Annotated in this window: 20 protein-coding genes and 1 pseudogene; 13 read left to right on the top strand and 8 right to left on the bottom strand. The window is 71.1% G+C overall.

Translation table 11 applies throughout. The annotated features are described in order from the left end of the window. Positions 1–86 precede the first annotated feature (86 nt). The 6 genes from ACTH43_RS16010 to ppsA all read left to right on the top strand — a co-directional run bounded on the left by ACTH43_RS16010 (position 87) and on the right by ppsA (position 8633). Entirely contained in the window at positions 87–1484 is a 1398-nt protein-coding gene (locus ACTH43_RS16010; RefSeq protein WP_441445892.1) for a hemolysin family protein, read from the top strand. Further along, a complete protein-coding gene (locus tag ACTH43_RS16005) occupies positions 1481–2521 on the top strand; it encodes a hemolysin family protein (protein ID WP_441445891.1) in 1041 nt (346 codons plus the stop codon). The genes ACTH43_RS16010 and ACTH43_RS16005 overlap by 4 nt, the downstream gene beginning before the upstream one ends. A 15-nt stretch (positions 2522–2536) precedes the next feature. Then, positions 2537–3757 carry an MFS transporter gene (locus ACTH43_RS16000; protein WP_441445890.1) on the top strand — a complete coding sequence of 407 codons (1221 nt, stop codon included), beginning with the start codon at positions 2537–2539 and terminating at the stop codon, positions 3755–3757. Between the two features lie 37 nt (positions 3758–3794). After that, on the top strand, positions 3795–5117 hold the full coding sequence (locus tag ACTH43_RS15995; protein ID WP_441445889.1) for a hypothetical protein: 1323 nt from the start codon (positions 3795–3797) through the stop codon (positions 5115–5117). Between the two features lie 190 nt (positions 5118–5307). Continuing rightward, positions 5308–6222, top strand: coding sequence for a pyruvate, water dikinase regulatory protein (locus ACTH43_RS15990; RefSeq protein ID WP_441445888.1), 915 nt, complete (start codon positions 5308–5310; stop codon positions 6220–6222). An 11-nt stretch (positions 6223–6233) separates the two neighbouring features. Further along, the gene (gene ppsA, locus ACTH43_RS15985; RefSeq protein ID WP_441445887.1) at positions 6234–8633 is read left to right on the top strand and encodes a phosphoenolpyruvate synthase; all 2400 of its coding nucleotides are present in this window, start codon (positions 6234–6236) and stop codon (positions 8631–8633) included. Here the strand turns inward: ppsA and ACTH43_RS15980 are convergent, their stop codons facing one another. Beyond that, positions 8634–9068, bottom strand: coding sequence for a hypothetical protein (locus tag ACTH43_RS15980; RefSeq protein ID WP_299302128.1), 435 nt, complete (start codon positions 9066–9068; stop codon positions 8634–8636). A gap of 44 nt (positions 9069–9112) precedes the next feature. Beyond that, on the bottom strand, positions 9113–10561 hold the full coding sequence (locus ACTH43_RS15975; RefSeq protein WP_441445886.1) for a LarC family nickel insertion protein: 1449 nt from the start codon (positions 10559–10561) through the stop codon (positions 9113–9115). Positions 10562–10606: 45 nt separating this feature from the next. On the opposite strand from ACTH43_RS15975, the gene pabB reads away from it, so the two are divergent. Beyond that, positions 10607–12376 carry an aminodeoxychorismate synthase component I gene (gene pabB / locus ACTH43_RS15970; protein ID WP_441445885.1) on the top strand — a complete coding sequence of 590 codons (1770 nt, stop codon included), beginning with the start codon at positions 10607–10609 and terminating at the stop codon, positions 12374–12376. Here pabB and ACTH43_RS15965 read toward each other — a convergent pair. Next, positions 12312–13574, bottom strand: coding sequence for an MFS transporter (locus ACTH43_RS15965; protein WP_441445884.1), 1263 nt, complete (start codon positions 13572–13574; stop codon positions 12312–12314). The two genes, pabB and ACTH43_RS15965, sit on opposite strands and share 65 nt — an antisense overlap. Before the next feature lie 34 nt (positions 13575–13608). Then, on the bottom strand, positions 13609–14676 hold the full coding sequence (locus ACTH43_RS15960; RefSeq protein ID WP_441445883.1) for a MerR family transcriptional regulator: 1068 nt from the start codon (positions 14674–14676) through the stop codon (positions 13609–13611). A 145-nt stretch (positions 14677–14821) separates the two neighbouring features. Between ACTH43_RS15960 and ACTH43_RS15955 the strand changes: the two genes are divergently transcribed. The 4 genes from ACTH43_RS15955 to ACTH43_RS15940 are packed head-to-tail and all read left to right on the top strand — an operon-like array spanning position 14822 to position 18447. Next, on the top strand, positions 14822–15595 hold the full coding sequence (locus tag ACTH43_RS15955) for a hypothetical protein (protein WP_441445882.1): 774 nt from the start codon (positions 14822–14824) through the stop codon (positions 15593–15595). Next, positions 15595–17040, top strand: a complete 1446-nt coding sequence (locus tag ACTH43_RS15950; RefSeq protein ID WP_441445881.1) for a hypothetical protein — start codon at positions 15595–15597, stop codon at positions 17038–17040. Before ACTH43_RS15955 ends, ACTH43_RS15950 begins: the two co-directional genes overlap by 1 nt. A 46-nt stretch (positions 17041–17086) precedes the next feature. After that, complete coding sequence (locus tag ACTH43_RS15945; RefSeq protein ID WP_441445880.1) at positions 17087–17521, top strand: hypothetical protein; 435 nt, start codon at positions 17087–17089, stop codon at positions 17519–17521. 29 nt (positions 17522–17550) lie between these two features. After that, the gene (locus tag ACTH43_RS15940; RefSeq protein WP_441445879.1) at positions 17551–18447 is read left to right on the top strand and encodes a sugar phosphate isomerase/epimerase family protein; all 897 of its coding nucleotides are present in this window, start codon (positions 17551–17553) and stop codon (positions 18445–18447) included. Positions 18448–18491: 44 nt separating this feature from the next. On the opposite strand, the gene ACTH43_RS15935 is transcribed toward ACTH43_RS15940, so the two are convergent. Both ACTH43_RS15935 and ACTH43_RS15930 read right to left on the bottom strand, forming a co-directional pair. After that, positions 18492–19340, bottom strand: coding sequence for an aldo/keto reductase (locus ACTH43_RS15935; RefSeq protein ID WP_441445878.1), 849 nt, complete (start codon positions 19338–19340; stop codon positions 18492–18494). 89 nt (positions 19341–19429) lie between these two features. After that, entirely contained in the window at positions 19430–19870 is a 441-nt protein-coding gene (locus ACTH43_RS15930; RefSeq protein WP_441445877.1) for a hypothetical protein, read from the bottom strand. Between the two features lie 141 nt (positions 19871–20011). Here ACTH43_RS15930 and ACTH43_RS15925 point away from each other — a divergent pair, with 141 nt between their 5' ends. Beyond that, complete coding sequence (locus tag ACTH43_RS15925; protein ID WP_441445876.1) at positions 20012–20743, top strand: helix-turn-helix transcriptional regulator; 732 nt, start codon at positions 20012–20014, stop codon at positions 20741–20743. A 10-nt stretch (positions 20744–20753) separates the two neighbouring features. On the opposite strand, the gene ACTH43_RS15920 is transcribed toward ACTH43_RS15925, so the two are convergent. Both ACTH43_RS15920 and ACTH43_RS15915 read right to left on the bottom strand, forming a co-directional pair. Next, positions 20754–21416, bottom strand: coding sequence for a carbonic anhydrase (locus tag ACTH43_RS15920; RefSeq protein WP_441445875.1), 663 nt, complete (start codon positions 21414–21416; stop codon positions 20754–20756). 125 nt (positions 21417–21541) lie between these two features. Further along, positions 21542–21973 (bottom strand): VOC family protein, encoded by a 432-nt coding sequence (locus tag ACTH43_RS15915; RefSeq protein WP_441445874.1) that lies wholly within the window; start codon positions 21971–21973, stop codon positions 21542–21544. Positions 21974–22139: 166 nt separating this feature from the next. On the opposite strand from ACTH43_RS15915, the pseudogene ACTH43_RS15910 reads away from it, so the two are divergent. Beyond that, positions 22140–23009 (top strand): annotated as a pseudogene (locus tag ACTH43_RS15910) (P-type ATPase); the annotation flags it as partial. Positions 23010–23065 lie beyond the last annotated feature (56 nt).

Genomic DNA, 23065 nt, shown 5'->3' with positions numbered 1-23065 from the left:
ATCATGAGCGCCGCCAGCGACGCCCCGAGTGACAGTCCCAGGCCTTCGGGCCTGAGTACAGATGCATCATCCGGGGGGATCCGTCCATGGACCTGATCGGTCCCCTCATATCCTTGGCGGTCGGCCTCGTGCTGATCGCCGCCTGCGGCGGATTCGTCGCCGCCGAGTTCTCCCTGATCACCGCGAACCGCAATGAAGTGGAAGCGGCCGCCGCCTCCGGCGACAAGCGCGCCAGCGGTGTCCTGCAGGGGATGAAGACTCTCTCCACGCAGCTCTCGGGAGCACAGCTCGGGATCACCGTCACCAACCTCGGCATCGGCTTCCTCGCCGAACCCGCTATCGCCGCCCTGATCGGTCCCCTGCTGGTAGATGCGGGTCTGGGAGCGGTCGCTGCGCGGTCCATCTCCGTGATCATCGCGCTGGTGCTCGCCACCGGCGTCACCATGATCTTCGGCGAGCTGGTGCCCAAGAACCTCGCGATCGCGGAACCGCTGCGCACCGCGCGCTATGTGGTCGGCTTCCAGCGGCTGTTCACGACGATCTTCCGCCTCCCGATCCGTCTCTTCAACGGCAACGCCAACGCCGTGGTGCGTGCACTCGGCGTCGAGCCGCAGGAGGAACTCAGCTCTGCTCGCAGCGCTGATGAGCTCTCCGTGCTGGTCAAACGCTCGGCCGACGAAGGCGCCCTTGCCGAGGAGACCGCCTCCCTGGTCCAGCGCACCCTCGCCTTCGGTGACCGTCGCGCCCACGACGCGATGGTCCCGCGCGGCCGGATGGACTCCCTGGAGGCAGACCATTCAGTCGCGGACCTGCTCGAGCTGGCCCGTCTCACCGGCCACTCGCGCTTCCCGGTGCTCGACGACGAGAACGAGGTCATCGGCGTCGCCCATATCCGGCACGGCCTCGCCATCCCCTTCGACGAGCGGCCCGGCACCAGGGTCGACTCCGTGATGGGCACCGCGACCTTCGTCCCGGACACGGTTCCGCTGGACGACCTGATGGACACCCTGCGTGCCGGTGGTCTGCAGATGGCGGTCGTGGTCGACGAGTTCGGCGACCATGCCGGGCTGATCACCCTCGAGGACCTGGTCGAGGAGATCGTCGGCGAGGTCCGCGATGAGCATGACGAGGAGATGGACGACACCCCGGAGGCCGACGGCTCCTGGGACCTCGACGCGCGCATGCGGCCCGACGAGGCCACCGACAGGCTCGGGGTCACCGTGCCCGAGCACGAGGACTACGACACCCTCGGCGGACTGATCACGATGGAGCTGGGCCGGCTCGCAGAGGTGGGGGACGAGGTCCTCGTGGACACCGACCCCGCCCCTGGAGAGGACCCTGCCCGGCTGCGGATCGAGGTCACCGAGGTGGATGGCCGCCGCATCGAGACCGTGCACGTCAAGGTCGAGCCCGCCGCGACTGAGGACGACGGCGAGCGGGACCGCGAGAAGCACCAGAAGCACGAGAAGGAGGAGCGCCGATGAGCACCATGACCGGACTCGCCCTGACCCTGTTCCTGCTGATCTTCAACGCCTTCTTCGTGGGGGCCGAGTTCGCGCTGATCTCCGCTCGCCGCTCGATCATCGAGCCCAAGGCACTCGACGGGAAGTGGGCCGCGAAGGTCACCATCTCCGCGATGGAGCAGGTCTCGCTGATGATGGCCGGCGCGCAGATGGGCATCACCGTGTGCTCCCTCGCGCTCGGCGCGATCAGCGAACCGGCGATCGCCCATCTGCTCGAGGTGCCCTTCGAGGCCATCGGCGTGCCGAGCGCGCTGGTGCACCCGATCTCCTTCGTGATCGCGCTGTCGCTGATCACCTACCTCCACGTCGTCTTCGGCGAGATGGTGCCCAAGAACATCGCCCTGGCCGGGCCCGAGCGGATGGCGCTGATCCTGGCGCCGATGCTGATGGGCATCGTCACCCTGATCAAGCCCGTGCTGTGGCTGCTGAACTCCTGCGGCAACCTCGTGCTGCGCATGCTTGGAGTAACACCGAAGGCTGAGGTGACCAGCGTCTTCACCCGCAACGAGGTGGCGGCGATGGTCAGTGAATCCCGTGAGGGCGGTCTGCTCGAGCACAACGACGAGGCGCTCCTGCTGGGAGCGCTCCGCTTCGAGGCCCGCAGCGTCGCCAACCTGGTGATCCCGCTGGACCAGGTCTCGAGCCTGCCCCAGGGGGTCACCGCGGCGGAGGCCGAGGCCGCCGCCGTCGAGGGGTACTCCCGCTTCCCGGTGAAGGCGGCCGACGGCATGCTGATCGGCTACGTCCACATCAAGGACCTGCTGGACTCCGTGCAGGAGCAGCGCGAGCACCCGATCCCCGCCGAGCGCATCCGCACCCTGCCCGTGATCAGGTCCGACGAGCCGTTGCGACAGGCGCTCACCGCGATGCAGGATTCGGGGGCCCACCTGGGCGCCGCCACCGATGAGGCCGGTACCGTGATCGGCATCGTCACCCTCGAGGACATGCTCGAGGAGCTGGTGGGCCAGATCCGCGACGACTCGCGCATCGCCGCCTGAACCTGAGGAGCTCCCGTGCACGTCTCTCTGTCCCGCCGCCGCTGGGCGCTGTATGCGCTGTTCCTGCTGCCCGGACTCAGCATGTCCGCGTGGGTCACCCGCACGCCGGCCGTGCGGGACCTGCTGGAGGCCTCCACCGCGCAGATGGGCCTGGTGCTGTTCGGACTCTCCGTCGGCTCCATGGCCGGGATCCTCTCCTCCGGTCCGCTGGTGATGCGATGGGGAGCCCGGCCGGTGGTCGCGGGCGGCTCCTCGCTGATCGTGCTGGCCATGCCGGTCATCGCCATCGGCGCCGCGAGCGGCATGCCGCTGCTGACTGCGCTGGGCCTGGCGCTGTTCGGGGCCGGCATGGGCGGCGGCGAGGTCGCGATGAACGTCGAGGGGGCCGACGTCGAGAAGCAGGGCGGCCGCCCCTTCCTGCCCGCCCTGCACGGCTGCTTCAGCCTCGGCACGGTGATCGGCGCAGGCCTGGGCATCCTCGCCAACGCGACCGGATTCTCGGTGGTCACCCACCTGGTGCTGATCGCCGTGCTCGGCGCCGGGCTGCTGCTCTGGGCGCTGCGCGCGATCCCCGCCGGTACCGGCCTGGTCACCGCCGCGGAGCGTGCCGAGGCGGCCGCGAGTCCCGGGCCGGCGCTCTGGAAGGACACCCGCCTGGTGCTCATCGGCGGCATCGTGCTGGCGATGGCGCTCGCCGAGGGCACCGCCAACGACTGGCTGCCGCTGATCATGGTGGACGGGCACGGCTTCGGAGCCACGATGGGCTCGACCGTGTTCGCCCTCTTCGCCGCCTCCATGACCATCGGCCGCTTCTGCGGCGGCCCGATCGTCGCCCGCGTGGGCCGCGCCCGGGTGCTCATGGTCAGCGCGCTCTTCGCGGCTCTCGGCCTCGCGCTGATCTCCTTCGTGGACAGCCAGCCGGTCGCCGTCGCCGCCGTGGTGCTCTGGGGCCTCGGCGCCTCGCTCGGCTTCCCGCTCGCCCTCTCCGCCGCCGGGGACTCCGGCCCGAACCCCGCTGCCCGCGTGGCCCTGGCCTCGACGATCGGCTACCTCGCCTTCCTCGTGGGCCCGCCCACGCTCGGCCTGCTCGGCGAGGAGGTCGGCCTGCGCGGCGCCCTGGTGGTGCCGCTCGCGGTGGTGCTGGTGGGCGTGGCCCTCAGCCCGGCGGCGGGGCCCCGGGTCCGTGCAGCGGACGCGCCGCAGCCCCGGGCGAGCGTGGGGACGCTCGAGGGATGACGCCGCCGCGGCGGAGCCCGTCGGGCAGGATGGGCTGATGCAGAACATCGCCGACTCCCGCTGGCGGGTGCTCCCGGTCGGCCGCGCCGTGACGCTCCAGAGAACCGCGATGGAGGCGCTGTTCTACGGCCTCATCGGCCTGCTGGGGCTTTTCGGGGTCGCCGTGATCAGCGGGCTCGTCGTCGAGGAGCTGTTCGCCGGGTCCGAGGCAGGGACCACCATCGACCTGGTCAGCCGCGCCTCGCTGGTCGGTGTCCTGGTGCTCGGGGCGATCGGCCTGCTCCTGCTGGGACTGCTCGGGTCCCTCGAGGGCCCGCTCATGGCCCGCGCCCTGGCTGCGGCTGTGCGGCGGGGCACCCCGGCGACCGAGGTCCCGTTCCCGACCCAATGGAAGGCGGCGCGGGAGAGCAGCGCCACGGCGTACAAGGGCATCGCGATCGCGATGCTGGCGATCCTGGGGCTGCTCTACGTGATCGCCGTCTTCGCCATGCTGGAGAGCGTGGACGTGGTGGGCCTGGCGGTCGTCGGCGGCGGCGCGGTGCTGCTCGCGGCGATCTGGGCGGGGATCCCGCTCACCGGAAAGGTCTTCACGCGCTGGCAGCGCGGGTTCGCGGACGAGCTGCCCGAGCGATGGACCCAGCCGCATCGGATCATCGCCGCCGGGCGGGAGCTGACCGAGGCGGGGAGCTCCGCGCCGCTGCCCGGACGTGGGGTGCGGATGCTCAGCAATGCGCTGGCCACCGTCGTGGTCCTCGCCACCATGGCCTGGTTCGTGGCCTTCCAGCTGGTGGTCGCCGTCGCCTATCCGGACGCCACCCGCACGGCCAGCCGGCAGCTGGGGGAGCGGGCGGAGCTCGATCCCGCCGGGGAGCGCCTGGTGGACCTGCTGACGATGGCGGAGGGGATCGTGGCGGCGATCGGTGTCCTGGCCTTCGCCGGGATGGTGGGCTGCGCCATCATCCTGCGGCGCCTCGAGCACAGGGAGCTGCGCCGCGCGCTCGGGGACCCGACGGGAGCGTCGCCGCAGCACGCCCTGCTCAGCCGCGCCATGTCCCGCACCTCCCTGCCGGTGCTGAAGGTGGTCTTCGCTCTCGCGGGCGCGACGGCAGCGCTCGGCGTCGCGCTCTGGTTCGTCGACCTGGTGGCGGAGCTGCCGGACTGGGACTTCTACGCGGCCGCCGGTCCGCAGCTGCGGGCGGCGGCGCCGCTGGGACCCTGGATCCTGCTCGGGGCGCTGGGTCTGATGGGGCTGGGGATCGTGGTGGGTAGCCTGCTCGATGCACGGGACCGGATTCTGCGGGACGAGCTGGTGCAGCGCTGGCCGGTGCGGCCTGCAGAGCCGTCCGAGGGATCCGAGTAGCCCCAGCCCCCGCACGATGCGCGATCGGGCTCGGGTGAGCGCGCACGTCGGCGAACTCGCGCAGGGCTGACGTGAGCCGTGCCATCTTCCTGGGCGAAGACGCCCCGTCCTCTTCTTCCCGGTTACGGTGAGCCCAGCACATCGTCGTGTCCCCGGTGCTCCGCCACCGGGCCCAGAGCAAGGGGCACCTGTGAATGCAGCTCTTCCGATCCCGCCGCCGCTGCCTCCCGCCGCGCGGCGCCAGGGCCAGGGTGCCCGGAAGTCCCAGAAGCCCGAGGACTCTGCCGTCCCGGTGTTCTTCATCTCCGACTCCACCGGCATCAGCGCCGAGACCATGGGCAACGCCCTGCTGCTGCAGTTCCCCTCGGTCCCCTTCGAACGGCGCCTGATGCCCTTCGTGCGCACCGTCGAGGAGGCGCGCGAGGTGCGTGCCGACCTCGATGCGGCGATGGACGGCGAGGTGCAGCCGCTGGTGTTCCTCACCGTGGTCGACGAGGCGGTGCGCGAGGAGCTGAGGGCCACCAAGGCACCGGTCATCGACTTCGTCAGCGGCCACCTCGCCCAGCTCGAGGATCGCCTCGGGGTCACCGGCGACCACGCCCCGGCCCGGCTGCACGGAGTGGGCGACTCCCGGCGCTACAACCGTCGGATGCAGGCGGTCGAATTCGCGATCGAGCACGACGACGGCCAGTCTGTCCGCGCGATCGAGAAGGCGGATGTGGTGCTCATCGCGCCCTCCCGCTGCGGCAAGACCCCCACCAGCATGTACCTCGCGCTCATGCACGGGATCTTCGTGGCGAACTATCCGCTGGTCGATGAGGACCTCGGTGGCGAGGTGCTGCCGGAGTCGATCGCCCGGATCGCCGATCGCTGCTTCGGGCTGCTCACCTCCCCGCAGCGGCTCAGCGCCGTGCGCAGCGAGCGCCGCGCCGACTCCCGCTACGCCTCCCTCGAGCAGACGCGCTGGGAGCTGTCCCGGGCCCGCCGCGTCTATGACATGCACGGGATCCCCTTCGTCGACTCCTCGAACAAGTCCGTCGAGGAGATGTCCACCCTGATCCTCCAATCGCTCGCCCGCCGCGGAACCACCCCCCGCGCACAATGAAGGAGCACGCCATGACCCAGAGCATCCGTTGGTTCTCCGAGCTCGGCATGAACGACCTCGAGCAGGTGGGCGGCAAGAACGCCTCCCTCGGCGAGATGGTCTCGAACCTGACCCGCCTCGGGGTGCAGGTGCCCGACGGCTTCGCCACCACGTCCCGGGCCTATCGCGAGTTCCTCGGCGCGACCGGGCTCGCGGAGCGGATCGACGAGCGGCTGCAGGGCCTGGACACCGAGGACACCATCGCGCTGGCCGAGACCGGCCGCGAGATCCGGGAGCTGGTGATCGCCCAGCCCTTCCCCGCGGACCTCGAGGCGGACATCCGCTCCGCCTACCAGCAGCTCGCCGAGGGCAGCGGCGAGGAGGCCTCGTTCGCGGTGCGCTCCTCGGCCACCGCCGAGGATCTGCCGGACGCCTCCTTCGCGGGCCAGCAGGAGACCTTCCTGAACGTGCGCGGGATCGACGCCGTGCTGCTCGCGATCCGCGAGGTGTTCGCCTCCCTGTACAACGACCGCGCGATCGCCTACCGCGTCCACCACGACTTCGAGCACGCCGCGGTGGCGCTCTCGGCCGGGGTGCAGAAGATGGTCCGCTCCGATCTGGGATCCAGCGGGGTCATGTTCACGGTCGACACCGAATCCGGCTTCGACCAGGCCATCTTCATCACCTCCGCCTACGGGCTCGGCGAGGGCGTGGTCCAGGGCGCGGTGAACCCCGACGAGTTCTACGTCTTCAAGCCCGGCCTGCGCGAGGACCGCCCCGCGATCCTCAAGCGCCAGATCGGCGAGAAGGCCACCAAGATGGTCTATGCCCACGGGGAGGGAGCCACCACCGTCGGCCGCACCGTGGAGTTCATCGAGGTGGACGTCGCCGCGCGCAGCCGGCTCTCGCTCACCGATCAGCAGGTGACCGATCTGGCGAAGCAGGCGCTGATCATCGAGGAGCACTACGGGCGGCCGATGGACATCGAGTGGGGGCTCGACGGGGACGACGGTTCCCTGTACATCCTGCAGGCCCGCCCCGAGACCGTGCAGTCCCGGGCGGGGAACACCGTGGAGAAGTACATCCTCGCCTCCCGCGGTCCGGTCCGCGCCGAGGGACGGGCGATCGGCGCGAAGATCGGCGCCGGCCCCGTGCGGGTGCTGGACACCATCGACCGCATGCACGAGTTCCAGCCCGGCGAGGTGCTGGTCGCCGACATGACCGACCCCGACTGGGAGCCGATCATGAAGCGTGCGAGCGCCATCGTCACCAACCGTGGCGGCCGCACCTGTCATGCGGCGATCATCGCCCGCGAGCTCGGGATCCCCGCCGTGGTGGGCACCGGCTCCGCGACCGCGGAGCTGAAGGACGGTGACGAGGTCACCGTCTCCGCCGCCGAGGGCGACACCGGATTCGTCTACGAGGGGCTGCTGGACTTCACCGTCTCCTCCTCCGAGGTGGACTCGATGCCGCCGGTGGGCACGAAGATCATGATGAATGTGGGCAACCCCGAGCAGGCCTTCAGCTTCTCGCGGCTGCCGAACGCCGGAGTGGGCCTGGCCCGCCTGGAGTTCATCATCAACCGGCAGGTCGGCATCCACCCCCGCGCCCTGCTCGAGCTGGACCGGCTCGAGCGTGACGAGCCGGAGATCGCCGCGACGGTGCGCTCCAGGATCGCCGCCTACGACTCCCCGCGGGACTACTTCGTCCAGCGCGTCGTCGAGGGGGTGGCGACGATCGCCGCCGCCTTCGCGCCGGAGCCGGTGATCGTGAGGATGAGCGACTTCAAGTCCAACGAGTACGCGAACCTCCTGGCCGGGACGCTGTTCGAGCCGCACGAGGAGAACCCGATGATCGGGTACCGCGGCGCCTCCCGCTACCTCTCGGCGGACTTCGCGGAGTGCTTCGCGATGGAATGCGAGGCGCTGCGCTTCGTGCGCGAGGAGATGGGACTGAGCAACGTCAAGGTCATGATCCCCTTCGTGCGCACGCCCGCCGAGGGCAAGGGGGTCATCGACCTGATGGCCAGCCACGGCCTGGTGCGGGGCGAGAGGGACCTGCAGGTCATCATGATGTGCGAGATCCCCTCGAATGCCGCGACCCCGGAGCTGTTCCTCGAGCACTTCGACGGCTTCTCGATCGGCTCGAACGACATGACCCAGCTGACCCTGGGCCTGGATCGTGACTCGGCGCTGGTCGCCGACGCCTTCGACGAGCGGGATCCGGCGGTGAAGTTCATGCTCGCCCGGGCGATCGAGGCCTGCCGGGCCGCGGGGAAGTACGTCGGGATCTGCGGGCAGGGGCCGAGCGACCACCCTGATCTGGCCGAGTGGCTGCTGGAGCAGGGCATCGCCTCGATGTCCTTGAACCCGGACACCGTGGTGGACACCTGGCTGCGCCTCGCCGCGCGGGGCGGGGGAGAGGTGCGCTGATCAGCGGTCGGTGCGGCCGCCGCCGGATTCGTGGTCCATCTCCGCGTATTCGGCGGCCTGCGCCTCCTTGCTGAGCACGGGCATCTCCCCGGTGCGGGTGGCGTGGCTGTCGGTGTCGTGCTGGGAGGTGACCGTGGTCAGCAGGAACACGGTGTCCTCGAGGGCCTCCACCGAGTGGCGGAAGTGCGTGAGCGCCTCGATCTGGCCGGTCTGGAGCACCACCGGCTCCTGCGCGGTGACGCGGAGGCTGCCGTGCATCACCTGGATCGAGGCGGCCGGCGGGGAGTTGTGCTCGGGCAGCTGCGCGCCCGCTTTCAGGGCGATCACCGTCTGACGCAGGGGCCCGTCGTGGATCAGCAGCTCGGCATGGCGGCCGTTCGGCGCCTCGCGGGCGATGTCGATCGCCTTGGTCATCGCATCGGTCAGAGCAACCATCGGAAACCTCCTGGTGAGCGTCGTCGGTTCCTCACCAGTATCCGTCAGGAGGACGGATCCGTCAGTCCCGCAGCGGATTCCTTCGCGAGATCGAGCATCGCCCGCTCGCTGACCCCGAGCACCCGGGCGGCCGCGATGACATCGCGGAACTCGGGTTCGCGGCGCACCACAGACCCCTCGGCGTCGCGGGCGATCTTCACGGAGATCCGCTGGCCCTGCACCTCCACCTCGGTGAACTCACGGGTGCGGATGAGCCGATCCACCCGGTGCATCCGCACTCCAAGGGTGCCGGTGCGGTCCATGATCAGCGCTGCCGTCGCGGCCTCTGCCCCGTCGCGGACCAGGGCGTGGATCGTCACTGCAGGACGACCGCGCTTCATGATGATCGGGGTCAGCCAGGCGTCGAGCGCGCCGCACTCGAGCAGCTCGTCGACCACTCCGGGCCAGAGCCGAGGATCGAGGTCGTCGACATTCGCCTCGAGCTGGAGCGCGGCCGCGGGGGTGTCGTGGGCGTCGCCGTTGCCGGATGCAGGCCCGGTCCCGGGGGCAGTGCGGTCGGGCACCCTTCCCACCAGCACGCGCACGACGTTCGGGCGGCCCGGGGTGTCCTTGGTGCCGGCGCCGACGCCGAGGGCCTCGGTGACCAGCGAGGGCTGTGGGCCGGCGGTGCTCGCGAGCCCGCGCAGCAGGGCGACGCCGGTGGGGGTGGCGAGCTCGCCGATGCCGGGGGCGACCCCTGCCGGGACCCGTCGACCACCGTGCTCATGGGGGCCGCCCTGGGCGTGGGCGGGCAGGGCCGCATCGGAGTCGGGGACCTCGACGGGGTGATCGTGGGAGTGATCATGCAGGTGGGAGTGCCCGTGGTCGTGGGAATGCGCGGGGGCGTGACCGCGGGGCGGGAGCAGCTCGCCGGCGACCGTCGGCCAGCCGAGCGCGAGGCGGGCCACTGCCGGGACCGGCACCGGGATGTCACCGTGGGCTGCGCGGATCCGGCCGGAGCCCACCGCGATCACGCTGCCGGCACCCTCGGTGATGCCGAGCTGGCGCCAGGCCTCGCAGGCGCCGATCACGTCGGCCAGGGAGTCCAGCGCCCCGACCTCGTGGAAGTGGACCTCGTCGGCCGGGACGCCGTGGGTCGCGCCCTCCGCCTCGGCGAGGCGGCCGAAGACCGTGAGCGCCAGGTCGATCGTGCGCTCGGGCACGGAGGCGTCCCCACGGGAACGTTCCAGCAGCTCCCGGATCGAGGCCCAGGTGCGGTGGGGCGGATCCTCGACCAGCACCTCCACATCGATCTTCACCGCGCGCTGCCCGCCACGGTCCACCGTGGAGCGGACGAAGCGGACCGAGTCCGGGACCAGGGCGTCCAGCACCCGCTGCACGCCGTCGAGGTCGGCGCCGGCGTCGATCAGAGCGGCCAGCAGCATGTCGCCGGCGATCCCGGCGGTCGCGTCGATGTAGGCGAGACGAGACGAGGACGGCGAGAAGGACTCCATGGCCACGATGCTAGTCGGACCTCCGCATCGGGCATGATTCCCCTCATGACCGTCCCCGCCCCCGTCGCCCGCTTCGACGACGTCGCCGCGGGCCGCAGCCTGCAGTTCGGCCGGGCCGAACGAGTGATCAGCGCCTACCGGCCCGAGGAGGTGCGGCCCGCGCTCGCCGCGGTGCAGGACGCGGTCACCGGCGGGGCCTGGGCCTTCGGGATGGTGGCCTATGAGGCAGCCGCGGGGCTCAATCCGGATGTTCGCGTCCGGGCGCCGCAGGAGGGCCTGCCGCTGGTGTGGTTCGGGATCGCCGACGCCCCGGATGTGGAGGCGCTGCCGCTGACCACGGGGGAGGGCTTCGAGGTCGCCCCCTGGGTCCCGGACTGGTCCGCAGCGGAGCATGCGCGGCGGGTGGAGGCGGTGCGGGCCGCGATCGCCGAGGGCGACACCTACCAGACGAACCTCACCACGCGCCTGCGCTCGACCTTCCGCGGTGATGCCTTCGGGCTCTACGGGGAGCTCGCGCACCGCCAGCGCGGCGGGCATCACGCCTTCCTGGACCTGGGGCGGCACACCGTGGTCAGCGCCAGCCCGGAGTCGTTCCTCCGCTGGGAGGACGGCCTGCTGCGCACCGCCCCGATGAAGGGCACCGCCGCTCGGGGCCGGACCCCGGAGGAGGACCTCGCGGCGCGGGAGGCGCTGCGGGCGAGCGAGAAGGACCGCGCCGAGAATGTCATGATCGTGGACCTGCTGCGCAACGACCTCGCTCGGGTGTGCGAGGCGGGAAGCGTGCAGGTCACCGAGCTCATGGCCGCTGAGGAGTATCCGACGCTGTGGCAGCTGACCTCGCGCATCCAGGGTCGCGTGCGTGAGGAGGTCGGGCTCGCGGAGGTGTTCGAGGCGCTGTTCCCCTGCGGCTCGATCACGGGTGCCCCGAAGCTGTCCACCATGGGCCTCATCGCCGAGCTCGAGGATGCCCCGCGCGGGGCGTACTGCGGGGCGATCGGGTATCTCGCCCCCGGCCCCTCGCCGCGGGCCCGGTTCAGCGTCGCGATCCGCACCGTGGTGATCGATGGGGCCGACGGCTCCGCGGTCTATGGCGCGGGTGGCGGGGTCACCTGGGCGTCGACCGCGGCGGACGAGTACGAGGAGCTGCTGGTCAAGGCCGCGGTGCTGCCGACCGGCACGCGGGAGCCGTTCGCTCTGCTGGAGACCTTTGCAGTGCTCGATGGCGTCGCGCAGCACCTCGGGCAGCATCTGGAGCGGATGCTGGGCTCGGCGGCGCACTTCGGGATCCCGGCACGGCGGGAGACGCTCGAGGTCGCCGCGCTCGAGGCGGCGGCCGGTTCGGCGGGGGACGTGCTGCTGCGGCTGGCGCTGCGGAGGGACGGATCGCTCGAGGTCAGCTCCCGGCCGCTGGTGGCGACGCCCGGGCCGGTGCGGCTCGCGCTGGATACGGTGCGCACCTCCTTCCCGACGGAGCTCAGCGCGCACAAGACCACGGTGCGGGAGCATTTCGCCGCCGCCCGGAAGCGTCATCCGGGCTCGGAGGACGTGGTGCTGCTCGGCGAGCACGGCCGCGCCGTGGAGACCACCATCGCGACCCTCGCCGCCCGGATCGACGGCACCTGGTGCACCCCGCCGCTGGCCGACGGCTGCCTGGCCGGGGTGGGTCGCCGGCTCGCGCTCGAGCGGGGCGAGCTGGTGGAACGGCCGCTGAATGCCGAGGAGGTGTGCGCGGCTGAGGAGCTCGCGGTGCTCAGCTCGGCCCGCGGGTGGAGGCGCGCGGTGCTGGTGGAGGGGTCGGCGCCGGGTCGGGGCTGACTCCGGCCCGCGAGTCCGTCATGAGGAGCAGGGCGGCACCGCCGGCGAGGGCGGCGGCGAGGAGCAGCGCGAGCGAGGCGCGCCCAGTCCCTGCGAGTGCGGCGAAGGGGCTGTTCAGCAGAGCGGGAGGGGCGAGCTGGACGATGGCCATCAGCGACTGGAAGCGCGTCATCTGACCGGCGGGTGCCCGGCGCAGGAGCATCGGGGCGATGTGGGTGGTGAAGATCGCGGTGCCCACCCCGAGCAGCGCCGCGGCACCGAGCATCGCCGGCAGGGCCAGGGGCAGGGCGAGGAGGGCCAGGGCGCCCATCATCAGCAGCGGTCCACCGATCAGGGCGCGATGCTGGTGCGCCCACGTCCCGGTGAAGGAGATCAGCAGCGTCACCGTGAGGGTGCCCGTGGCCCACGCCGCCTCCAGCAGCCCTGCCTCGGAGCCGCTCCACCCCTGAGCGCGGGCGGCGGAGGGCAGCACCACTGCGACCACCGGCAGCACCGCTGCGCAGACCAGCGCGACCGCCGCCAGCAGCGGCCAGATCCGCAGGGCATGCGCCGAACGGATCCCCTCGGACAGAGCGTGCCAGAGGCTGGTCGGGGGACCCGTGCCCACGGGTGGCGGGGAGGAGGGACGCAGCACCGCGAGCACGACGAGGCTGAGGCCCGCGAGGGCCGCGCATACCGCGAGGAGCACGGCCAGCGGCCAGACCGAGATCGCGATCCCTCCGGCGGAGACCCCGAGGATGCGGGCGATGTGCATGCTTCCTGAGATGCGTGCAAGTGCCCGGGAGAACTGCTCCTCCTCGGTGATCAGCAGCCTCGGGAACACGATCGCTGCGGGCTGCTTGACGGCGGAGATCACGGAGACCGTTCCTGCCGCGACGGCCAGTCCTGCGATGCCGGGGTCCTCGCCGAGGAGAAGGAGCAGACCCAGCAGCACGGTGAGCTGCGCCAGGGTGGTCGCCACCAGCATGCGCCGGGGCCCATGGCGATCGCCGAGGGCACCTCCGAGCAGGAGCAGGCAGAGCGAGGGCAGCACAGACACGGTGCTCACCAGGGCGACGGCAGCCGGCCCGTGACCGGTGGCGAGCCAGATCAGGGCGAAGGCCAGCATCGAGCTGCCGGCGGCGTGGAGGGTGGAGACGGCCCACCAGAGGTGGAATCCGGCGGGCAGGCGCGTGGTCGGAGAGGGTGGGGTGTTCACGCCCTCGAGGGTGGGGGTTCGAGCGACCTGAAGGTCAAGGCCGCATCGGCATCACCAGACAGGTCAGGGTGTCCTGGATCGGGGAGGTGACGCGCACCGGGGTGGTCGGGTCGACGAGGGCGAGAGTGACCTCCGCGCCGGTGCAGACCGCGACCGCGGCGGCCAGCAGCGCCCGGCCGATCAGCACCTCGAGGCCACCGTCGGCTCTCGCGCAGCAGGAGGCCCAGCCGTGCAGCGCCGGTGCCTCGCCGGCGTGGAGGACGGCGGTGCTGCCGTCGACGACCAGGCGCAGCTGCGTGCTCGGCGCCGGAGGGACGAGCAGACCGTGCAGCTCCGCTCGATCGAAGCCCGCCACGGCGCGGGCGGGCGGCTGGGTGGAGACCAGGAGTCCGAGATCGGGGACCGCCCGTTCGATGAGCGCGGCGCGTGCCAGGAGCGTCCCCTCGGCGTCGTGCACGGTCAGGGCTGCGCCCGTGAGGGCGAGATGCACGTCGCCGTGGCGGGCGCAGGCGCGGGCGAGATCGGCGGCGTCCACGACCGAGATGATCGCCCGGCCCGGGGAACCGGAGGCCTCCGCCCTGAGGCGACGATGGGCGAGCCAGTAGCGATCCGTGGCGATCAGCGCGATCTCCGCCGACTCGATCACCCAGATCAGTCCGGACACGTCGTCCGCCGCTCTCTCGGCGACAGGCAGCACCTGGGTGATGGCGGCGGCGAGGGAGGCTCCGGGAACGGTCGCCCGCACCGATCCGGTAGCGCCGGTGGTGGGGTCGAGATGCTCCCGCAGCGCGTGCAGCTCCTGCTCGCGCCGGCGGGAGTTCGTGCCATGGTCCATGAGCAGCTCGGCGAGCAGTCGTGACGCCTCGGATGCCGGTCCGGCGACCACCTCGCGCATCACCGCCAGCGGCACTCCGATCGCGCGCATCCGTCGCAGCAGCACCCCGCCCTCGATCTGCGAGGGGGCGTAGTACCGGTACCCGCTCACCGGGTCCACGTCCGCCGGGACGAAGACCTGCTCGGCGGCGTAATGGCGCAGAGCGCTGGCCGGGACGCCCACCGCCCGCGCGAAGGTGCTGATCGTCAGCAGCTGCTCATCGGACACCTGCGCATCCTGCCATGTGCGGGTGCTGCCGCGAGGGCGGTCGGTCCATGGGGACTACTCCCCATTCCTCTCACCCGCGCCCCGACATACGCTCCTGACCAGGGCCGCATCGCAGCGTGCCCGTGGGCGCAGCGGAAGGCCGGGCATGACAGTCGACGACACGACGGTGGAACAGCGACCGCGGATCACCTCGCTGCCCGGGGACGCGAAGCTGGTGCGGATCTCGGAGCCCTCCTGGGCCTGGGTGCGGGCGATCGCGCTCGAGCAGGAACCGCCGACAGAGATCACCGAGGAGCAGATCGTCGAGCTCGAGCTCGTGGGCCTGCTGGTCGACGCGCCCGGCGAGGACGACGGCCTGGTGATCGACCCGCACTGGCAGCAGTTCCTGCGCTCCGCCCTGACCTCCCCCGTCGGCGTCGAGCTGGTGTGCGTCGACGGCGACCGGGCCTGGACCACCCGGCTCCGCATCGCCGGTCGCGTGGTGGTGATCATCGATCAGTCTCGGGAGGTCACCGCCGATGCCGAGACGATGCAGCTCGGGCGCCGGGCGGACGCCGTCATCCTCGGCCTGAGCACGATCGAGCACCTCAGCGAGACCTTCGAGGCGCTCGTGCCGCAGCGCCCCGCCTTCACCGCCGCCGACCCCGCCCCGGCTCCGGCCGAGCTGGTCGACGCCCCCGCCGTCGCGGAGGTGCAGATGCTCGTGATCGCCTCCCCGGCCCCGGAGCAGACCGTCGTCAGCGGCGGCTCCTGGTACGCCTACGGGCAGGAGGGCGAGCAGCTCGCGGTGCTGGTGCCCGGCGAGGACGGCACCGAGGCCCGCGAGCTCGAGCCCGGCTCCCTCACCTCGGCGATGCGCGCCAAGGTGATCGCGGCGATCGGCCATGTCACCGCCCATGCCGCCGGGAGCGCCGCCTGATGACCTTCTACGGGATGGACACCGAGCAGGTCCTCGGCGAATCCGACGCCCTCGAGCAGGCCGCCCGCCGCCTCGAGGAGGTGCTGGGCGGACTGCAGTCGAGCGTGCAGTCCGTGGCGTGGATCGGGCCCGACGCCGAGGCGTTCCGCGAGCAGTGGGACGCCACCCATCGGCAGGGCGAGAGCATCGTGCTGCCGGGCCTGGGGGAGCGATCCCGGGAGCTGCAGCAGCACGTCGAGGAGCAGGACCGCGCTTCCTCCGTCGACGACGGCGGCTGGTTCGAGGACGCGATGGACTGGCTGCGTGACACCGGCGGGGACATCGTCGACGGCATCCGCGACGGGATCGACTGGCTCGGGGATCGGATCTCGGACGGCACCGACTGGCTCGGCGACCGGATCTCCGACGGGATGGACTGGCTCGGGGACCGGGTCCAGGACGGCCGCGACCTGGTCAGCACCGCCCTCGACGCGATCCAGGGCTTCGAATGGCCGCGCTTCACCGAAGTGGTGGTCGACGGCGCAGCAGGGCTGATCCGCGGGACGGGCGACGTCATCGAGGTGCTCACCGGCATCGACCTCAAGCTCGCCGATGACGGCACCGGCTACGCCGACGCCCCGGTCGCGGTCACCCCTGAGGACTCGGGCCTGGTCCCGCCCGGGGACCTCTCCCAGATCATCGCCAACACCAACCAGACCTACGGGTCCGAGGAGACCGGGGAGGTCTCGATGAGCGTGGTCGGGAATCCACCCACCGGCGTCATCGTGAACATCCCCGGCACCGAGCAGTGGGGGCCGATGGCCGGGGACAACCCGCTGGACCTCACCGGCAACGCCGAGCAGGCCGGCTCGAACGGCTGGTCCGCGGGGTCGCAGGCCACGGCCGACGCGATCGCCCAGCTCTACCGGGACAACCCGAACCTGGAGGGCGTCCCCCTGATGCTCAACGGGCACTCCCAGGGCGGCATGATCGCCGCCAGCCTGGCCGCGAACCCGGAGTTCGCCTCCCAGTACAACCTCACCAACGTGATGACCTACGGCTCCCCGGTGGACAACTACGACGTGCCCGCCGGCGTGCACCAGCTGAACATCCAGCACGGCGGCGACCTCGTGCCGAGGATCGACGCCGAGGGCTCGTACATGGGCCCGGTGGTGCCCGGGCCGCGAGGAATCCCCCTGCCCGTCCCGATCCCGAATCCCGGGGAGCTGCTCGCGAACCAGAACATCGGCTCCGGGAACACCACCACCGTCACCCTGGACAGCCCCAGCTGGAACCCGCTGACCAACCACGGGGGCGGCGAATATCAGAACTCGGTGCAGACGCAGCTGCAGGACCCGAACTCGCAGCTCTCGCAGTATTCGCAGGACCCGAGCCTGCAGCCCTTCCTCACCGGGGATCCGGAGAGCGTCCAGCACTTTACCTCCGGCGTGCACCGCGAGAACTGACGCCGAGGGCGGAGCGGGGGCGGAGGCGATGGTGGATGATGGGCCGATGACAGCCAGCGCCATCGGCCGCAGAGGAGTGCTCGTGGGGATCATCGGCAGCCTGCTCACCGCCTGCGGACTGGGCGGGCGCAGCGATGTCACCGACGTCCAGGAGGCGCTGCGCGTCGCTGTCGAAGCGCTGCCGGAGCACCGGGACGGGAAAGTGCAGTTCCAGGACTCCACCTCTGCCGGCACGACCATCAGCGGAGTGCTGGTGCTGGCCGGTCAGGACCGTGCGCAGATCGAACGGTCGCTGCTCGTCGTCCTGGAGACGGTGAGCGACACCTATGACCAGCAGCCCGGGGTGCGGACGGCCTTCGTGCGGATCGAGGCGCACCCCGAGGGGGATCGCGGCACCCGAGTCATGACGGCCGACGTGGTCGCGGCGAGCTCCGGCGCGAACGTCACCACCGAGGACCTCGCGGCGCACTTCGGGGGATGACCCCCGCCCGATCGATCACAGGAGACCTCATGGCCCATGCTCTCAACCCGACCTCTGCCCTGGACCCCACCTCTGCCCTGGACCCCGCCTCTGCCCTGGACCCCACCTCTGTCCTCAACCCCGCGAAGGCTCTCCACACCTGGTCCCTGTTCCGGACCATGGGCCGGTTCGTCGCGCCCGGCTCCGCCCCGTCGGGCACCCTCGCCGAGAACGACGCCGCAGGCGGCCTGGACCTGCTCGAGCTGCCCGGTCAGCTCGCCGCGCACGGATTCACCAGCGCCCAGCTGTGTCACTTCTACCTGCCCCGCACCGAGCCCGCGTACTTGGCAGAGCTGCGCGACGGGTTCGACACCGCGGGAGTCGACCTCGAGTGCTTCCTGGTGGATGACGGAGACATCGTCCATCCCGAGCATGGCGTCGAGCAGCAGCGCTGGGTCTCGGGCTGGATCGAGGTGGCCGAACGGCTGGGCGTGCCGAGGGTGCGGGTGCCCGCCGGGGACCAGGCGCCGACGCCGGAGACGCTCGCGCTCAGCGCCCGCCGGCTGCGGGCCCTCGCCGCGGCGCATCCGGGCCTCCGGGTGCTCACCGAGAACTGGAAGTCGCTGCTGATCGATGCGCGCACCACCCGGGGGCTGCTGGACCAGCTCGAGGGAGAGGTCGGCCTGCTCATCGACACCGGGAACTGGGACGGTGAGGACAAGTACCAGCAGATCGCGGCGGTCGCCGGGGATGCCGAGTGTTCCCAGGTCAAGGCTCGTGAATCGGCTCCGGGCGTGCTCGATGCCGAGGATCTCACGCGCTCGCTGGAGACGCTGCGAGAGACCGGATACACCGGCCGCCTGTCGCTCGTCTACGCCGGGACGGACGACGACGAATGGGGCCGGCTCGAGGAGATGCACGAGATCGCCCGCACCGTCACCGGCTGAGCTGCTCCCCGCTCATCACTCCTCCGGCTCACCACTCCTCCTGCTCACCACTCCTCGTGCTCCCGGGAGTCCCAGGCGCTCTCCTCACCCAGATCGAGGCTCGCCAGCAGTGCGCGATCCTCCTGGTCCAGGCGGAGAGCGGTCAGATCGAGGTTCAGCCGCTGCCTGCCCGGGTCCGAGGAGCGAGGGATCACCACGATCTCCCGGTCCACGGCCCAGCGCAGCGCCACCTGCGCGACTGTGACCGCGTGCTTCGCCGCGACCCTGCGGATCGCGAACTGCTCCGAGAGCCCTTCCCGGGTCCCGAGCGGTCCCCAGGCCTGGGTGACGATCCCATGCTCCCGGTGGAAGGCATCCGGCTCCTGGCGGGGCAGCGCCGGGGAGAGCTGGATCTGATTGATCTCGGGCCAGTGCCCCGTCGCGTCGAACAGCTCCTGGAGCTGATCGGGGCGGAAGTTCGAGACCCCGGCGTGGAGAACCAGCCCTTCCTCCCGCAGGTCCAGCAGGGTGCGCCAGGTGTCCACGGCGAGTCCGCGGGAGGGATTCGGCCAGTGGATCAGGGCGATCCCCACCCGCTCCAGCCCCAACCGGCGCAGCGATTCGAGGATCCCGGTGCGGGCGGCCTCGCGGCCGTGATCGCCACCTGCCACCTTGGTCGTCACCAGCACTTCGGCGGGATCCACACCGCTGCGGCGCAGACCCTCGCCGACGGCGGTCTCGTTGCCGTACTGGGCAGCGGTGTCGAGCAGTCGGTAGCCGGTGCGCAGTGCGGAGGCGATCACGTCGGCTCCGGCGGGGCCCTGGGCCCCGCCCGTGCCGAAGCCGATCAGCGGGATGCTCGCCCCGTCGGCGAACGTGGTGGTGGGAACCTCGGGGGATGCGGGGGTGCTCATAGGGGCCTCCTGGCCGATGCTGGTGCCGCGCCGTCGAAGCTCACCCTACGTGGGACCGTGAGCCCGGTGATCCCGGTGAGGTGCGACGGTCACGCGGCCGCGTCGACCCGCGGACGGTCGTAGGTCCGGGCGAGCAGCCCGAGGGCGACCGCCGCGACCAGCAGGCCGACATCCCGCAGCGCGACGTCGTAGAACCCGGAGTAGGTCAGCAGGTTCACGATGATGCCGGCGAGCCACGCCGCGACCACCCAGGCGGCCAGGCGGGGCCGAAGCGCGACGGCGATCCCGGCCACGATCTCGACCACGCCCACGGCATACATGGCCGCCTGCGCACTGACGGGCAGGAGCGCCACGAGCCACGGGGCCAGGTACCCCGGCCAGTCGGTGAGCAGGTTGGTGAACTTGTCCAGCCCCATCAGCAGGGGGAGGACGACGAAGCCCAGGCGCAGCACCCAGAATGCGGCGAGGCCGGAGTCCTGACGGGCGCGGGTGAGGAAGGACATCGAGGGGGAGGACGTGAGCACGGACATGGCGAGACTCCTTCTAGAACCAACTGAACCTATTTTTAGAGTCCTCCTGACCCCGCCTGTTTGTCAAGAACTCTTGGTGTTAGAGTTTTGGGCATGAACGGAGCGAGTCGTGAACGGGCAGAAGCATGAGCGGGGCGAGTCATGAGCGGTGAGGGTGAGGTCGGTCCGGACGGCCTGCAGGGACTGAGCGCGCTCGTGGATCCGGTGCGGCGACGGCTGTACGACGCGATCGCTGCGCAGGATGAGCCGCTGACCCGCGACGACGCCGCCCGATCGGTGGGGATGGCGCGGAACCTCGCGGCCTACCACCTCGACCGGCTCGTCGAGGCAGGACTATTGACCACCACGTATGCTCGCCCGCCCGGCGTCGGCGGTCCCGGGGCGGGGCGACCCGCCAAGCGGTATCACCGGGTCCGAGAGGAGCGCACCGTCTCCGTGCCCCCGCGCGACTACGCGCTGCTGGCCGACCTGCTCGCGACCGCGATCGACGAGGACGGCAGCGGGGCGCTGCGGGGCGCCCTCGTCCGCACGGCCGAGGCGGAGGGGCACTCCGCCGGTGCAGCGGACGGGGAGCTCATGGAGGTCCTCGCCGCACGGGGCTATGAGCCGTCCATGGATCCAGAGGGGGACATCATCCTGCGCAACTGCCCCTTCCATCGACTCAGCCGCACCCACACCGAGCTGGTGTGCACGCTCAACCAGACGCTGCTGGGCAGCGCGCTGGAGAGCAGGGGAGAGGATCGGGCGCGAGCGGAGCTGTGTCCCCAGGAGGGTCGCTGCTGCGTGATCGTCCGGGCCGGGGCCGGGGCCGTCGTCGCGCCGGAGAGCCTGCCCCGCAGGACGGCTGATCCGACGCCGTCGGCAGGACTGTGAGGGGCTGGCCTCAGCGGGCGGTGTCGACCCGGCCCACCCAGGAGATCGGGGAGACCCGGCCCTCCTCCAGCTGGTACTGGCAGCCGACGATGCCGAGCTCGCCGGCGGCGACCGCGTCGGAGATGACCTTCGACTGCCGCATCAGGGCGTTGATGGTCTCATCCAGATGGCGCCGCCCCACCGCATCCGCATCGATCAGCTCGGGATCCACATACGGGCTGACCTGCTGAGTCATGAACCACTCCTGCTGAACCGCGGGCTGGATCGACTCGAGCTCCTTGCGGATCGCCGGGGTGACCTCGCTCGGCGCGGCCGTGGTCTGATCGATCGCAGCCTTGACCGCCCCGCAGGAGCCGTGGGCGAGCACCACGATCACGGCGACGCCCAGCTCCGCCACGGCGAACTCCATGGTCGCGGTGGTGTTCGCATTCGCGATCTGGCCGATGTTGCGCACCACGAACAGGTCGCCCAGCCCGCAGTCGAAGAGGATCTCTGCCGCCACCCGTGAGTCCGAGCAGCCCAGGAAGGCTGCGTTGGGCGCCTGGCTCCCGCGCAGCTCGCTGCGCCGGGCGGCACTCTGCTGCGGATGGTTCAGGTCCCCGGCCATGAAGCGTTCGTTCCCCTCCACCAGTGCATCCCAGGCCTGCTGGACGGAAACGCGGGGAGAGGACATGAGGGGCCTTTCGAGAGATGGTGCGCGCCGCAGATCGGTGCGACGGGTGGGAGGTCGGTGCGACGGGTGGGCCGTTCAGGCCCTGCCGCAGACTACTCCCGTGGCCCAGGATGTTGTCGAGATGATCAGCTCTCGGCGGGAGTGGAGATGTTCACCTGCCACACGATGCCGAAGCGATCGGTGAACGAGCCGTAGATATCGCCCCACATCTGCTTCTCGAGGGCCATGGTGATGCTGCCGCCCTCGGAGAGCTTGAGGTACGCGCTGCGCAGCAGGGTCTCGTCGTCCCCCATGAGCGACAGGGTGACGTTGTTGCCCACGATGAAGCCTTCGGGGGACATCCCCTCGATCACATCGGACGCGTAGAGCCTGATCAGCTCGGTGACCTCGAGGGAGCCGTGCATGATCTTGTCGGCGTTCGGGTCATCGGCCGGAAGTCCGCCGAACTCCCCGAAGGTGGCGAACTGCGGGATCGCCCCGAGCGAGTGCCCGTAGAACTCGAAGGCCTCCCGGGTGTTGCCGTCGAAGTTCAGGTAGGGGTGGAGTGCTGCGGGCATGGAGGCCTCCTCGGCGTCGCCCCGACCCGTTGCCGGGCGCTCGTTGCGAGCGTAGACCGCGGGGGCGGCGAGGGGAATGGCCTACGGTCCGGGGGTCCCTTGATGAATACCCCCTGGGGGTATAGCTTGAAAGGAAAGAGTCGGAGCAGCGGGAGAGAGGGCGATCATGGGCTTTAAGCCGGACGTCGACCATGGGCATGCGGGGCATGCGGGGCATGCGGACCATCAGGACCATCAGGACCACCACGACCATGGCGACCACCACGACCACGGCGACCACGTCGCGCAGTTCCGTCGGCTGTTCTGGATCATGCTCGTGCTCGCGATCCCCGTGGTCGCGACGAGTCCGATGGTCGGGCTCATGCTCGGCTACGACCTCCCCGAGAGCGGGCTGATCAGCTGGATCCCGCCGCTGCTCGGCACCGTCCTCTACTTCTGGGGCGGCAGGCCGTTCCTCACCGGCGCGGTCTCCGAGATCCGCTCCCGCGCGCCCGGGATGATGCTGCTGATCGCCCTCGCGATCACCGTCGCCTTCGCCGCCTCCTGGGGCGCCTCGCTGGGGCTGCTCGACGCACAGCTCGACTTCTGGTGGGAGCTCGCCCTCCTGGTCGTGATCATGCTGCTGGGCCATTGGATCGAGATGCGCTCGCTCGCACAGACCGGCTCGGCCCTGGATTCCCTCGCCGCGCTCCTGCCCGACGAGGCGGAGAAGGTCGTGGGCGAGGAGGTCGTCTCGGTCTCCCCATCCGAGCTCGCCGTCGGCGACATCGTCCTCGTGCGGCCCGGCGCCTCGGTGCCGGCCGACGGGCGGATCCTCGACGGCGGCGCCAGCATGGACGAGTCCATGATCACCGGCGAGTCCGCCACCGTGCGGCGGGAGGTCGGGGACGACGTCGTCGCAGGCACCGTCGCCACCGACTCCGGCCTGCGCCTCGAGGTCACCGCCATCGGCGAGGACACGGCGCTCGCCGGGATCCGGAAGCTCGTCGCCGATGCGCAGAGCTCCACCTCACGGGCCCAGCGCATCGCGGATACCGGGCTCTTCGCGGTTCATGGTGAATGACCCTGCTGTAGCGGGTATTCACGCTACGG

The sequence above is a fragment of the Brachybacterium sp. genome (genome assembly GCF_052095815.1).
Classification (GTDB): Bacteria; Actinomycetota; Actinomycetes; order Actinomycetales; family Dermabacteraceae; genus Brachybacterium.
Note: the sequence above shows the minus strand (reverse complement) of the source record. Positions and strands in the feature narration are given on the sequence as shown.